The following is a 13,848-nucleotide window of genomic DNA, read 5'->3' as shown; positions in this document are numbered from 1 at the left end:
ATTCCATTTGAAATAGTTTTATTTTTCATTATAATTTGAATCTGGAGGTTTACTTTATGAAAAAAGTAATTTTGGCTGCGGCTTTTTTAGCAGGCATGGCAGAACTGTTTGCTTACAATCCACCTTATGGTGGCGAGGATCTTTATAGGCTTGCAAATCCTGAGCTTATGTCTGGCGCGGCGTCTGCTGCTGGCGGTCCGAATTTTACGATTGTTCCTGCGTCCATAACTTATAATCCTGCTCTTACGGCTGGCGAGCAGCGTGCTGATATTAATTTTAGCGGAACTGTTTTTTACAACTTTGACAAAGTGAAAATTGAAGGCGAAAGCAGCGATAAAACTGTTGGCGGCGGATTTCAGGCTGGAATGATAGTTCCTACAAAGTGGTCTGTTTTTTCACTTACTGCAAATGCTCTTTTTGCTGATTTTTACGGAATGGATTTAAGAAAGACTTTAGTTTTTCACGCCGGATTATCAAAAGAAGTCAATGAAAAACTTTCCGTAGGCGCGAATGCATATTCTGGACTTTATATGGGCAGCGGTTCTGACTTTTCTATTGGAATAGATTTGGGCGCGCTTTATAAAATGGACAGCTTCAGCATTTTTACAAATCCAAGGTTTGGGATTTCACTTTTAAATATTGGAAAGCCTGTTGACTATGAAACTCTTGGAATTGATGACAAGAAAGAATCTTCATCTTATCCTTCGGCACTTACTCCAAGAGTTTCTTTTGCTTCAACAGTTTTTGAAGTAAAAAAGTGGGCAGGTTCATTTAGCACAGATCTTGCTTTTCCGTTTTTTCAGAACTGCGTAATGGATTTAGGAATTGGATTTGAATATAACAAATTTGTCCGCTTGTCTCTTGGCTGGCAGGCTAATGTCCGTGAAATTGCAGAAGGAAAGGCAGACGGCGTGAACAGCGTTTCAGTTGGCGTTTCATTAAAGCTTGGAATCACTTCTAAAAAAATTTCAGAAACTAATGCTGACTGGGAAAAAAGCGAAGTAACACCTTCTGTTGCAACGCAGACGCTTTATTCAGGAATTCAGGCTGTAAGTTTTGGCGCAAGACTTGACTTGGGTTTGAAAGACACTGATGCTCCTGAAATCATTCTTTGGAACGAGGAATAAAAAATGAAAAAAATGACTAGAAAAATTTTTACAGCATTTGCCTTTTGCTCTGCGCTCAGTTTTTCTACTGAGCTTTTTGCCGAGCCTGGCATTGTATACATTTCACCGAACAACGATGGAATTCAGGACACTCTTGAAGTTCCTTTGAAAATCCGCGAAAAACGTTATGTAAAAGAGTGGAGCTTTGTAATTACTGATGAAGCAGGAAATGTTGTGCGCACAATCGGAAACAAAATTTCGCTTCCTTCAAAATTTACTTTTAAAACTTTTTTCAAGACATTAATAACTCCAAAGCGCGGCGTTGATATTCCTTCCACAATTGTCTGGAACGGATTTTTGGATGACGGTTCATTGGCGCAGGACGGAACTTATTATTATCAGTTTACGGCTTCTGATGACAATGGAAATACTGCTACAACTTCAAAGCTGCCTGTTGTAGTTGACAATACTCCGCCGGAAATCAATCTTGCAAATCTTGCAGGCTCTGATAAAATTTTTGGTGAAGGAAACAAGGCTGTTTTAAAAATCAAGCAGTCAGGTTCAGCCGAAAAATTGTGGACTGCAAAAATAACAGATGCCCAGGGAAATCTTGTTCGCTCATATAAGTGGGAAGATTCTTCTCCGCTTGAAATTGAATGGAACGGAACAAACGAAAGCAAGTCCATTGTGCCGGACGGCGTTTACAATTACGAAATCACTTCAACTGATTTGGCTGGAAACACTTCTGAGCAGGCAAGAATTTCAAATATAATTTTCTCTGCTGAAAAACCTGAAACTGCAGTTTCAATAAACGGCTCAAGATATTTTGCTCCGTCTCCAAAAGGAAGCGTGGCAGTTGCAAGAAAAACAATTAATTTTGCAGTTGCAATTCCGTCTCCTTCTGCAAGCGTAAACTCTCTTACTGACTGGCAGATTTCTATTGTAGGAAAAGACGATGACAAAGTTTATTATTCAAAATCAGGAAAAACGAATCCGCCTTCTTCATTTCTATTTGATGGAAAAAATAATTCAGGCGCAGATTTGGCTGATGGCGAGTACCGTGCAAAAATAACCGCAAAGTATTTGAATGGCTATGAGCCTGCTGCTGTTTATTCGCCTGTTTTTGTTCTTGATAATGAAGCTCCGAAAGCCGCTGTTTCTCTTCCTGCAAACACAGTTTTCAATGGAAAAAATAAATTCCAAATTTCTCAGCAGCAAGTTGCAGAGCCGGCCTATACTGGAGAAAAAACTTGGACAGGAAAAATTGTTGATGAGAACAATGCCGCTGTAAAGAATTTTGATTTTGACACAGTTCTTCCTGCTTCTGTTGAATGGGACGGACTTGATGACAACGGACAATTTGTAAAAGACGGAAAATATAAATATGTCCTTGAAGTTTCTGAGCTTGCAGGAAACAGCAATTTAATGGAATCAAAAGAATTTGTTCTTGATACAAGCAAGACTGAACTTGCGCTTTCTGTAAGTCCGGCTGCGTTTTCGCCGAATGGAGATGGAATTCAGGACAAGGTTGTTTTGACTCCAGTTGCAAAAGCTTCAAGTGGAATCGACTCTTATGAACTTAAGATTTTCAATGGAACGGCTGTAAAAACTTTTAAAGGCTCAGGAAAAATTCCTTCTTCATTTATTTGGGACGGACTTGCTGACAACGGAACAAGATGCGCAGATGGAACTTATTCTGCTGTTATAAAAACAGTCGCAAACAGCGGAACAGAAGCAGAAGCTGTAAGCCAAGAATTTATTCTTGACACAGTTGCGCCTTCAATAAAAATTTCTGCGCCTTATACAATTTTTTCTCCAGATGGAATTTCAAGCCGGCAGACTATTCCTGTAAAAATTGAAGACTGCTCTGTTGAAACAAAATGGAATGCTGAAATTCGAAATGCGAAAAATCAGATTGTAAAAACTTTTGCCTGGAATAATTCAAAGGCTTTGGATTTTGCATGGGACGGAACAGACGACAGCGGAAACAAAGCGGCGAATGGAATTTATTCACTTGCGGTTTCTTCAAAGGATGCGGCAGGAAATTCTGGAAGCACAACAATTGCAGGAATTTCTCTGGATGCACGCCCGGTAACAGGATTTGTTACAGCTGAATACAAAGGCATTTCTCCTAATGCAGACGGAATTCTTGATGCCCAGAAATTCGATATAAAGGTTTCTCTTGCTGAAGGAATTTCTTCATGGAAATTTGATATTGTTGATGCTGCCAATTCTGTTGTAAAAACATTCTCTAGCAATGACAGTGAAAATCTTCCGGCTGCAATTACTTGGGTAGGCGACACATCGGATGAAAAAATTGCTGAAGGAACATTTACTGGAAAACTTCATGTTGAGTATGCAAAAGGAAATGTTGTAGACGCGGCTTCTTCAAGCTTTATCTGCACTGCAATTCCGCCTGCGCTTTCTGTTAGAACTGCTCCAAAATATTTCAGCCCGGATAACGATGGCAATGATGACGACTTGTTTATTGAGCTTGGATGCCAGACAATTGCGGGACTTAAAAATTGGAACTTTACAATCAAAGACAGAAACGGAAAATCGTTCTGGAAGACAAGCGGAAAATCTTCAATTACAAAAAGAATCATTTGGGATGGACGCGGAAACAATGGAGAAATTGTTCAGTCTGCGGAAGATTATCCGTTTGAATTTACAGCTTACGATGAACTTGGAATGTCAAGCACTGCGCAAGGCGTTATAAATGTTGATGTTCTTGTTGTCCGTGATGGCGACAAGCTCAAGATGCAAATTCCTTCGATTATCTTTAGAAGCAATGAAGCTGACTTTGGTGTAAGAACTGTTGATGCTAATGGAAAAATTGTCAAGGCTGGAATTACTCAGGCGCAGGCTGACAACAATGCGCGTGTTCTAAAACGTGTTTCTGAAATCCTTAAGAAGTTCAAAGACTACAAAGTTACTATCGTTGGACACGCAAATAGAATTTCTGACAATTCTGCAGAAGAAACAGAGGAAGGCGTTTGGGGCAAGGCTTTGATTTCTCTTTCTGAGCAGCGAGCTGAATTTGTTAAGAACAATCTTGTAAAGTTAGGAATTAATTCTTCTCGTCTTTCTGTTGAAGGAAAGGGTGGAACTGAGCCAGTTGCAGATCGCAAGGATACAAATGTGAACTGGAAAAACCGCCGTGTAGAATTTATTCTTGAAAAATAGGTTATGACTTTGCGTTAAAAACATAAAACAAAAAATGCCAGCTTTGAAAAAAGCTGGCATTTTTTATCTGTGCATTGTTTAATTTTACAGCAGTTCTTCTTCCAGTTGGTCAACAAGTTCTTTGAATGTGTCAAGAGCCGCTTGAACTGGTTCTGTGCTTTCCATGTTTACGCCTGCGACTTTTAGGCTTTCAATTGGGTATCTTGAGCCGCCGGACTTTAAGAATTTAAAGTAGTCGTCATGCTCTTGTTTTCCGCCGTTGACAACTCTTTTTGCGAGCGCAAGGGCTGCGGAAATTCCTGTTGAGTATTTGTAGACATAGAATGCGTTGTAGAAATGCGGAATGCGAAGTCCTTCCATGTCGCTGGATTTTTCAAATTTCATTGCCGGTCCGAAGTACTGTTCCAAAAGTTTTCTGTAAATACTGCGGATTGCTTCTGTGCTTAAAGGTTCGTTGTTTTCTACAGCTTCATGGCATTTCAACTCGAACTCCGCAAACATTGTCTGGCGGTGCAAAGTTGCAAGAATATCGTTTGCTCTCATAGACAAAAGATATTTTTTCATTTCATGGTCTTTTGCGTTTTTAAGAAGATACTCGAACACAAGCTCTTCATTAAATGTAGACGCAACTTCAGCTTCAAAAATTGTATATTCATAAGACATGAACGGATTGTTGCGGACGCTGTACCAGGAATGCATTGAATGTCCGCCTTCATGCGCCATTGTGTAAACATCGCGCAATGAAGTGTCTTTGTAATTTAAAAGGATGTAAGGATAGCCTTCGTAGCAGCCGCTTGAAAATGCTCCGGAATTTTTTCCTTTGTTTTCAAACCGGTCAACCCAGCCTCCTTTTAATCCGCCGCAAAGCGTGTCTGTATATTCGCTTCCCAAAACTGCAAGCGCGTTTCTTACAATTTCAACAGACTCATCGTAAGAAATTTTTGACTTTACAGATTTTACTAGCGGAACATAAACATCGTAGTGCCGAAGTTCTTCAACTCCAAGGACTTTTCTGCGGATTTCATAATATCTATGCAGTGTATTAAGATTTTTGTGGACTGTTTCTATAAGATTTTTGTAAACGCTTACTGGAACTTTGTCGCCGTATAAAGCTGCTTCCAAAGATGAATTGTAGCCGCGTGCCCGTGCATGAAAAATGTCATTTTTTACAGAGCCTGAATATAAAGCTGCGAGTGTGTTTGCGTGGCTTTCAAATACTCCGTAGAATTTTTCATAAGCTTCCTTGCGGATTTTTCTGTCCTGGTTTTCTTCAAAGTCGCTCCAAGTGCTATGGGTGAGCGGAAGCTGTTTTCCTTCAACTTCTACTGTTCCAAAGTTCATGTCAACATCATTTAAAAGTGAAAATACATTTGAAGCTGTCTGTCCAGATTCTGACTGAAGAGCCATTATACGTTCTTCCTTTTCGCTTAAAATATGCGGCTTTGCATGAAGAGCTTTTTGAATGTAAATTTTATAGTCTTTAAACTCTGGAAGTTCAATCCAGGAATTTATTTTTTCATCTGGAATTGCAAGAAGTTCCGGCGTAAAAAAACTTGTTTCAGAGCAGGCTGCTGTGTATGCCATCATTACGCGGCTGTATTTTTCCTGCGCGGAACTGTCTCCTTGGTCGGCTTCATTGTTAAGGCTTGCGTAGTGATAGACTTTTTCAATTTGACGGTCGAGAGCTTCGTCTGCTTTTAAAGCTTCAAGAAAAATGCTGCTGCTTTCCGCCAGTCTTCCTTTAAATGATGCAAATGTTTTTACAAGCGAAGGAATTTTTTTTAGATCCGCTTCCCATTCTTCGTCTGTTTTATAAAGCTGTGTAAGATCCCATTTGTATTCTGCCGGGATGTCTTTTCTTAATGGAATTGTTTCGTCTTTCATATTTTCATATTATAGCAAAAAAGATAAAAATTCAATTTTGCTTCTTTTGTAGAACTTTATGGCAAAATCCTGTAGAATATCCGCCATGAAAAATAGATTCATTCTTTTTGCATTTTCATTGTTCATGCTTATTTTTTCTTCATGCTCTGGAATTATTGGATACGGAGTTCTTTTATGGAATGTCGGCGAAAAAGAAATTCCAGACGGAACAGTTGTTCCTGTTTATTTAAAGTCAAATATTTCAAAAGTTTATGTAATCGGAGTTCCTGAAACAAAAGAAAAAATTGAAGTTCCTCTATGGAAACTTTCTGCTCCTGAACCAAAGTCAAAGGCATTGAAGCGCGCGCAAAAATATTCTGAGTATAAAGGAAAATACGCTTTCTGTATTTTGGACGGACTTCCAATCCGCGCGGAACAAGTGAACACTTCAAAGCAAGTTTACCGTCTGCGTAAAAATGAAGTTATCCGCACGCTTTACAAAGGAAAGGGAGTTTCTCCTACAAACGGCGGAGTTCCGCTTCCGGGCGAATGGCTTCATGTCCTTACTGACAACGGAACTGAAGGCTGGTGCTTTAGCTACAATCTTAGGCTTTTTGAAATGAACTTGGATGGAACTTATGGAACTGGAGCTGAAGTTGTTGAATCTCAAAAAGCTGATGAAACTCTTGAAAAAATTCTTTCAACTGCCTGGTATCCTGAATATTACAGAACCATGATTTCAAAAAAGCAGATTGACTTGGACTACATTGTTCCTGGCTACGGTTTTGATTCAGGATATGTTTCCGGCACTACAAAAATCAGTCTTCCAAATTTGAATGTAAGTTTTCCGTATTCAGAATTTGAAAAAGCGGACAACGGAGACTACAAGGCAAAAGATGCTCCTGTTGAAATTGTTCCGCGGAATTCGAAATTCATAATTGTAAAATATACAGATGAAGGCGGAAAACCAAAGACTTACAATTTTGTTTCGCTTGATGAAAATATAAAAATCGAAGAAATAGTTTCTGCAGAAAAAAACAGACGGCAGGGACTTTACAAATCTATCCAAACTCTTGGACCGGATTTCAAGAGCGGAAACTACGGAACACTTTCTTTTAACGATGGGAATATTTTCAGGTGGAGCGGATTTTCTAAGCTTGTTCCGTCTGTAATTCCTTCAGGTTCAAAAGGCTTTGGAATTGTTGAAATGAAATATTTTCTTGACGGAACTCTAAAATCTTCTTGGGACGGAGTTGTTACATTCCATTTTGAAAATGCCAGCCGTGAAGTCAACTTCCTTTATAAAAAAGAAGTCAACGGACTTAGGCTTGCTTATGCGAATATAATTGAAAAATACGACGATAGTTTTGGAAGAAAATATTCTTCAGTTTCTCTTCCTGCGAATTCTATGGTTTTGTTTTTTCAAAAATAAAAATTACTGAGCTAGTTTCAGAATTCAAAAAATTTTTTCTGCTTTGAACTGGCTTATAAAAATAGGTTTTTTATGGCGTTTATTCAGTTTTCAAAAGTTTCGCTTGCATTTGGCGACAGAGATATTTTAAAGAATGTTTCTGTGAATTTGCAGGCAGGAACAAAGGCTGCTCTTACCGGCGCAAATGGAGCAGGTAAATCGACTTTGATAAAGATAATGGCTGGCATTTCAGAACCTGATTCTGGAGAACGGATTGCTCAAAAGGATGCGCGCATTGCATATCTTCCACAGAGCGGGCTTGTTCATTCAGGCTGCACTTTGAAGGAAGAAGCAGACAAGGCGTTTGACTGGGGCTACGAAATTCAAAAGAAGGCAGATACTCTTGGCGAGCTTTTAAAATCAAATCCTGAAAATTCTGACAAGATTGCAGTTGAACATTCAGAACTTTTGGCTGAACTTGAAAACAGCGGCTGGTATAGACGTGAAGTTCTTGCGGAACAAGTTTTGCTTGGTCTTGGCTTTGCGCGTTCTGATTTTACAAAGCGCACTGAAGAATTTTCCGGCGGATGGCAGATGCGCATTGCGCTTGCAAAGGCTCTCATGTGCGGTCCGGACATTCTTCTTCTTGACGAGCCGACAAACTATCTTGACATTGAAGCGCGCAACTGGCTTGAAAAATTTCTTGCGGATTTTAAAGGCGGGTTTTTACTTGTAAGCCATGACCGTTATTTTTTAGACCACACAATAAATGAAGTCTACGAACTTTTTAATGGAACTTTAAAACGCTATCCTGGAAATTTTTCTCATTACGAAGAAGTGCGAAAAGTCGAGCTTGAATCTCTGATTGCTTCTTATGAGCAGCAACAGCAGGAAATTCAGCATCTTGAAGAATTTATAAAGCGTTTCGGCTATAAGGCGACAAAAGCAGCTCAGGCTCAAGAGCGTCAGAAAATGCTTGATAAAATTCTTGAAAACAAAATAGAAATTCCAGAGAACCTTAAAAAAATTCATTTTAGTTTTCCAGAAGCTCCTCATTCAGGCCGTCTTGTTCTTACGCTGGAAAATATCTGCAAAAATTACGGCGGGCCAGATGTAATAAAAAATCTGAATCTTGTTGTGGAAAACGGCGAGCGTCTTGTTGTCGCAGGAAGAAACGGAGCCGGAAAGTCAACCTTGCTTAGAATCATTGCAGGAATTGATCACGATTTTTCGGGAACAGTAAAGCTTGGAGCTGGAGTTTCAGTCGGGTATTTTAGTCAGGACAGCGCGGAAAAAATAAATGGCAGCGAAACAATTCTTGAGCGTTTGGAAAACAATGCTCCTCTTGAGCTCGTGCCGAAACTTCGTGATATGCTTGGCGCGTTTTTGTTCCGTGGTGATGATGTTTTTAAAAGCATCAATGTGCTTTCCGGCGGAGAAAAATCCCGTATTGCGTTGCTTGAGCTTTTGCTTCGTCCTGTGAATCTTCTTGTTCTTGACGAGCCTACAAACCATCTTGATATGCACTCAAAAGATGTCCTGCTTGAAGCTTTGAAAAGTTTTGGCGGAACTGTTGTTTTTGTAAGCCATGACCGCGGATTCATTGAAGATCTTTCTACAAAAGTGCTGGAGCTTCATCCGGGCGTTTTTAGAGAATTTGTCGGCGACTACAAATATTATATGCAGCGCATTGAAGAAGAACAGTCTGCGGAAGGCGAAAAAAATTCAGTTGTCGAAACAAAAAAATCGGAGCAAAAAACTGAATCAAAACTTTCTTGGGAAGAGCAGAAAAAACGCGAGTCCGAGAAAAGAAAAATTCAAAAAGAAGCAGACAAGCTTGAAGCCATGATTCTTGAAGCGGAAGAAAAAAAATCGGAGCTTGAAAATCAGCTTTCTTTGCCGGAAGTTTATTCAAACGGCGAAACTGCAAAATCTGTTCAGTCGCAAATTTTAAAAATCGCTTCGGAACTTGAAGAGCTTAATGCTCAGTGGCTTTGTGCTGCGGAAAAACTTGAGGCATTTTCATGATGAAAGTTTTGTGCAAATTGTTGCGCAGTTTTTTTTATATAAATTGAAAAATTACGTTTATTGTATTATTATATTTTCAGTTTAATCCAAGGTGGAGGAGCAAATGAAAGTTTTAGTTATTGGTGGCGCAGGATATATCGGAAGCCACGTTGTAAAAGAGCTTATGGCAAAAGGCCACGAAGTTACGGTTTTTGACAATCTTTCAAGCGGACTTATCCAGAATCTTTTTAAGAAGAATGAATTCATTGCAGGCGACATTCTTCATCCGGAAGATTTGGACAAAGCGTTTGCCCGCGGATTTGATGCTTTTATTCATCTTGCTGCGTTTAAGGCTGCCGGCGAGTCTATGATTTACCCAGAAAAATATTCAATAAACAACATAAATGGAACTTTAAATATTTTGAATGCTGCTGTTGCTCACAACTGCCTCAACATGGTTTTCTCTTCAAGCGCGGCGACTTTTGGCGAGCCTCAGTATCTTCCGATTGATGAAAATCATCCTAAGAATCCTGAAAATTACTACGGATTTACAAAGCTCAAAATTGAAGAGTTCATGGGCTGGTACGACAAGCTTAAGAATTTGAAATTTGCTGCTCTTAGATATTTTAATGCGGCAGGCTATGATCCTGAAGGCGTTATTTACGGACTTGAAAGGAATCCTGCAAACCTTCTTCCTGTGATGATGGAAGTTGCCTGCGGAAAGCGCGACAAGCTAAAGGTTTTTGGAAGCGATTACGATACACGCGACGGAACTTGCATCCGTGATTACATTCATGTAACTGATTTGGCTTCTGCGCATGTTCTTGCTTTGGAATATATTGCCAAGAACAAAAAGAGCCTTACGCTCAACCTTGGAACAGGAAACGGAATTACTGTTACAGAAATGCTTGAAGCTACACGCCGCATAACGGGAAAAGAAATTCCTGCGGAATATGTTGGCAGACGCGCTGGAGATCCGGCTCAGCTTACAGCTTCTTCTAAACTTGCAAAAGAAGTGCTTGGCTGGGAACCAAAGTACAGCGATGTTGACACTTTGATAAAGTCAACTTATGACGCTTACTTAAAGTACTACAGCGAAAATTAGTTTTGCCCAAGGCCGTCTGTTGAAACAGGCGGCTTTTTTGTTTTATAATTTAAAAAAATATTTTAGGACAAAAAAATGAATTCTAATTTTGAAAAAATAAAAAATTACATAGAAAATAATACTTGCAGCATGGTGGAGCTTGAAAAGCTTTTGACTTCTATTCCGGCTCTTGCTCCTGAAAATGGCGGCGATGGCGAAGAAAAAAAATGTGCTGCTCTTGAAAATTGGCTTTTGTCAAATGGAATAAAAAATCTAAAGCATTACGATGCTCCAGACTCAAGAGTTCCTGCTGGACTTCGTCCGAATTTGGTCGCTGAAATTCCAGGTGAAAAAAATGATTTTTGCATTTGGGTTTGCGCACACCTTGATGTTGTTCCTGTCGGCGAGCTTTCCCGGTGGAATACAAATCCTTGGCAAGCTGTTGAAAAAGACGGAAAAATATTCGGCAGAGGAGTTGAAGACAATCAGCAGGGACTTTGCAGCGGAGTTCTTGCGGCGTTGAGTTTTGTAAAGCAAAATATTGTTCCTCTTCATACAATCAAGCTTCTTTTTATTGCTGATGAAGAAGTCGGCTCAAAGTACGGAATGAATTTTCTTATAGAAAATCACAAAAATATTTTTGGTGCGAATGACAGGATTCTTATTCCAGACGGAGGAGAGCCTTTAGGACAGACAATCGAAGTTGCGGAAAAAAATATTCTTTGGCTCAAGTTTCATACAATTGGAAAGCAGGCGCATGGTTCTCGTCCTGACCAAGGCTGCAATGCAAAGCTCGCTTCAAGCTATCTTGCTTTAAAGATTCACGAACTTGAAAAAGTTTTCAATGCAAAAGACAAAATGTTTGAGCCTTCTCGTTCAACTTTTGAGCCAACAATGCAGTATCAGAATGTTTCCGGCGTAAATATAATTCCGGGCGATGATGTTTTCTGCGCAGACTGCCGCATTCTTCCGCAGTATTCTCTTGACCAAGTGTGCGCGGAAGTGAATAAAATTATCCGGGAAACAGAAGAAATTTATGGCGTGAAAATTCAAGTTGAAGAGCTTCAGGCTGAACAGTCAAAAGCAACATCTGTGGAATCTCCTGTTGCAAAAGAACTTTTTGAAGCCATAAAAAATGTGCACGGAATTGAGCCGCGTTTTGTTGGCATTGGCGGTGGAACTGTTGCGGCTGGACTTAGAAATGCCGGCATTGACGCTGTCGTCTGGTCAACGATGGATGAGCTTGCGCATCAGCCGAACGAATATGCAATCGTAAAAAATATTGCAAAGGATGCGCTTACAATTGCATACATGGCGTGCAGGTAATTTTAAATTTCTTTTATCAAATGAATTGTTGTCGCAGTGTGTCCTGAATTTCCAAGGCGGGATGAAAGTTCTGTAAAGCCTTTTTTCTTGTACATTGAAACTGCGCTTGAAAACTGCGGGAACGATTCAATGTAAAGTTTTTTGTAGCCTGAGAGTTTTGCGCGCTCTTCAATAAGATTGAAAAGTTTTGTTCCGATTCTCATTCCACGCGAATCCGGGCAAAGATAAAATTTTACAATTTCAGCGCAATCCGCCGGAAGCCCTTCAGTTGGAAAATATCCGCAGCCGCCAAGAATTTTTCCGTCCTGTTCCGCAACAAAATATTCTGATTTTTTATTTTCACTGAATGTTTCAAAAAGAAAATCCGTTGCTTTGTCCGAGTAAACTGAATTTTCTTTTGGCGCGCCGAACTCTTCAAATATTGCGCGGATTATAGAAGCCAGCTGCCCGTTGTCTTTTTTTTGAATCGGTCGGATTATTATCGCTTCTGAAATTTTTTCTTGCATTGCCACATTTTGACTTCTTTTTTTATTCTGTGGAAACCAGCCTTTTTGAACTCGCTTGGTCTGTTCTTTAAGTTCCTTTATGCTCCAAAGACACGCGCTTCCCATGAGCGCACACAAAACAGAAATGATTCCGCCCGTAAAAACAGAAACTGCGCAAAATAAAATTCCAGCCGCAAGAAAAGCCGGCCAGATTTTTTCAGAAAAATAATATTCGCCTTTTATAACGATCGGATGAAAAATTCCAATCACAAAAAACGATGCAAACGCAATAATTATTCCATAAAAATTCAGCATGAAAGCATTTTATAAAATCAGCGTGAAAATGTAAAACATTTTTTATAAAACCTCTTGACAAATCCCGGGGGGGGGTAGAATAGAAGCTGCTCTTTTTGAGCGGGTATTTCTATTAATTTTTGGAGGATTTGTTATGAAAAAAATTTTGAAAATTTCACTTTGTACGTTTGTCGCATTGTCCATGTTTTGCGGCTGCAAGGCTGACGGCTCTCTTGATGATGAAAAATTGTCAGGCTTGGTAAATTCAGGAAATAATAATGAAGAAAAAACTGGAATAAATTGTCTTTCAGCGTATAATTCTACAAGCGGAAACGGCATTCAGCTCATGTTTTCCAATTTGCCGGACGGTTGCAATAATGTGGACATTTTTTATATGCCTGAAGATTACTCTTATTGGCAAAGAATATCTACCATAAATGCTAGTGAAAGAAAACAATTTTCATTTCCTTATGTTGATGCCGGAAAGCGTTATAGTTTTTATGTGCGATTTTCTCATGCAGAGTTTGGTTTAGAAGCAATTCAACTTGGATATTCAAATATTGTTGAAATTGTGGCTAAGGGTGAAAATTTGCTTGGTGAAATAAAAATATTAAACAATCCTTATATTGAAAAAAAATATGAAAATGGAATTCTTAAGTTTGATAAAATCTCAGTCAAAAATCCAGATTGCTTGGGTGATGTTGTTTGCGAAGTTTTTGATGAAAGATGGGGCTGGCAGAGAGCGTATAAAGGCGAATTTACGGATGATTCTGTTTCTTTTGATTTTTCTGATGCGAATTTGAAATTTTGGGACGATCGAGACTTTACCTATGATAAAAATGGCAGATATAATTTCAATGTATATTTTCTTACAAATCAAGGCGGAGAAACGGTACGCTTGTTTTTCTATTACGCAGTTTATGATTCTGAGCCAGGATATGGGAAAAAGGGGGCGAATGACTATTATACCTATAGGTAGCCTGTATAAAAAAAATTTGAAAAAATCACAAAAAAAATTTGAAAATTTCATAAAAAAAAGGAAATTTAGTGTTGACAAGGAGGGTGGAGGCGCGGTATATTAATGTC

At 39.2% G+C, this 13,848-nt stretch carries 9 protein-coding genes; 7 read left to right on the top strand and 2 right to left on the bottom strand.

The features are described 5' to 3' along the window. Positions 1-56 precede the first annotated feature (56 nt). Both Q0N70_RS08675 and Q0N70_RS08670 read left to right on the top strand, forming a co-directional pair. The gene (locus Q0N70_RS08675) at positions 57-1,127 is read left to right on the top strand and encodes a hypothetical protein (RefSeq protein ID WP_277078536.1); all 1,071 of its coding nucleotides are present in this window, start codon (positions 57-59) and stop codon (positions 1,125-1,127) included. Positions 1,128-1,130: 3 nt separating this feature from the next. Further along, positions 1,131-4,292: a FlgD immunoglobulin-like domain containing protein gene (locus Q0N70_RS08670; RefSeq protein WP_294015882.1), complete on the top strand. Its 3,162-nt coding sequence runs from the start codon at positions 1,131-1,133 to the stop codon at positions 4,290-4,292. A gap of 84 nt (positions 4,293-4,376) precedes the next feature. Here the strand turns inward: Q0N70_RS08670 and pepF are convergent, their stop codons facing one another. Next, positions 4,377-6,176: an oligoendopeptidase F gene (pepF, locus tag Q0N70_RS08665; protein ID WP_294015880.1), complete on the bottom strand. Its 1,800-nt coding sequence runs from the start codon at positions 6,174-6,176 to the stop codon at positions 4,377-4,379. Positions 6,177-6,261: 85 nt separating this feature from the next. Here pepF and Q0N70_RS08660 point away from each other — a divergent pair, with 85 nt between their 5' ends. The 4 genes from Q0N70_RS08660 (at position 6,262) to Q0N70_RS08645 (ending at position 11,983) form a co-directional block, all read left to right on the top strand. Beyond that, a complete protein-coding gene (locus Q0N70_RS08660; RefSeq protein WP_294015878.1) occupies positions 6,262-7,587 on the top strand; it encodes an SH3 domain-containing protein in 1,326 nt (441 codons plus the stop codon). Between the two features lie 72 nt (positions 7,588-7,659). Beyond that, positions 7,660-9,594 carry a ribosomal protection-like ABC-F family protein gene (abc-f, locus tag Q0N70_RS08655; protein ID WP_294015876.1) on the top strand — a complete coding sequence of 645 codons (1,935 nt, stop codon included), beginning with the start codon at positions 7,660-7,662 and terminating at the stop codon, positions 9,592-9,594. A 103-nt stretch (positions 9,595-9,697) separates the two neighbouring features. Continuing rightward, positions 9,698-10,678, top strand: a complete 981-nt coding sequence (galE, locus tag Q0N70_RS08650; protein WP_294015874.1) for a UDP-glucose 4-epimerase GalE — start codon at positions 9,698-9,700, stop codon at positions 10,676-10,678. Between the two features lie 75 nt (positions 10,679-10,753). Then, entirely contained in the window at positions 10,754-11,983 is a 1,230-nt protein-coding gene (locus Q0N70_RS08645) for a M20 family metallo-hydrolase (RefSeq protein WP_294015873.1), read from the top strand. 2 nt (positions 11,984-11,985) lie between these two features. Here Q0N70_RS08645 and Q0N70_RS08640 read toward each other — a convergent pair whose 3' ends face one another. Continuing rightward, positions 11,986-12,783 carry a DUF4491 family protein gene (locus Q0N70_RS08640; RefSeq protein WP_294015872.1) on the bottom strand — a complete coding sequence of 266 codons (798 nt, stop codon included), beginning with the start codon at positions 12,781-12,783 and terminating at the stop codon, positions 11,986-11,988. 133 nt (positions 12,784-12,916) lie between these two features. Here Q0N70_RS08640 and Q0N70_RS08635 point away from each other — a divergent pair, with 133 nt between their 5' ends. Next, the gene (locus Q0N70_RS08635) at positions 12,917-13,741 is read left to right on the top strand and encodes a hypothetical protein (protein WP_294015870.1); all 825 of its coding nucleotides are present in this window, start codon (positions 12,917-12,919) and stop codon (positions 13,739-13,741) included. Positions 13,742-13,848 lie beyond the last annotated feature (107 nt).

The sequence above is a fragment of the uncultured Treponema sp. genome (assembly GCF_945873775.1).
GTDB lineage: Bacteria > Spirochaetota > Spirochaetia > Treponematales > Treponemataceae > Treponema_D.
The sequence above is the reverse complement of the archived record's forward strand: the minus strand, read 5'-3'. Positions and strand labels throughout refer to the sequence as shown.

Bases quoted from the DNA above. Each gene is read 5' to 3' on its own strand.
- pepF (WP_294015880.1), bottom strand. From the start codon at position 6,176: ATGAAAGACGAAACAATTCCATTAAGAAAAGACATCCCGGCAGAATAC.
- Q0N70_RS08640 (WP_294015872.1), bottom strand. From the start codon at position 12,783: ATGCTGAATTTTTATGGAATAATTATTGCGTTTGCATCGTTTTTTGTG.
- galE (WP_294015874.1), top strand. From the start codon at position 9,698: ATGAAAGTTTTAGTTATTGGTGGCGCAGGATATATCGGAAGCCACGTT.
- abc-f (WP_294015876.1), top strand. From the start codon at position 7,660: ATGGCGTTTATTCAGTTTTCAAAAGTTTCGCTTGCATTTGGCGACAGA.
- Q0N70_RS08645 (WP_294015873.1), top strand. From the start codon at position 10,754: ATGAATTCTAATTTTGAAAAAATAAAAAATTACATAGAAAATAATACT.
- Q0N70_RS08660 (WP_294015878.1), top strand. From the start codon at position 6,262: ATGAAAAATAGATTCATTCTTTTTGCATTTTCATTGTTCATGCTTATT.
- Q0N70_RS08635 (WP_294015870.1), top strand. From the start codon at position 12,917: ATGAAAAAAATTTTGAAAATTTCACTTTGTACGTTTGTCGCATTGTCC.
- Q0N70_RS08675 (WP_277078536.1), top strand. From the start codon at position 57: ATGAAAAAAGTAATTTTGGCTGCGGCTTTTTTAGCAGGCATGGCAGAA.
- Q0N70_RS08670 (WP_294015882.1), top strand. From the start codon at position 1,131: ATGAAAAAAATGACTAGAAAAATTTTTACAGCATTTGCCTTTTGCTCT.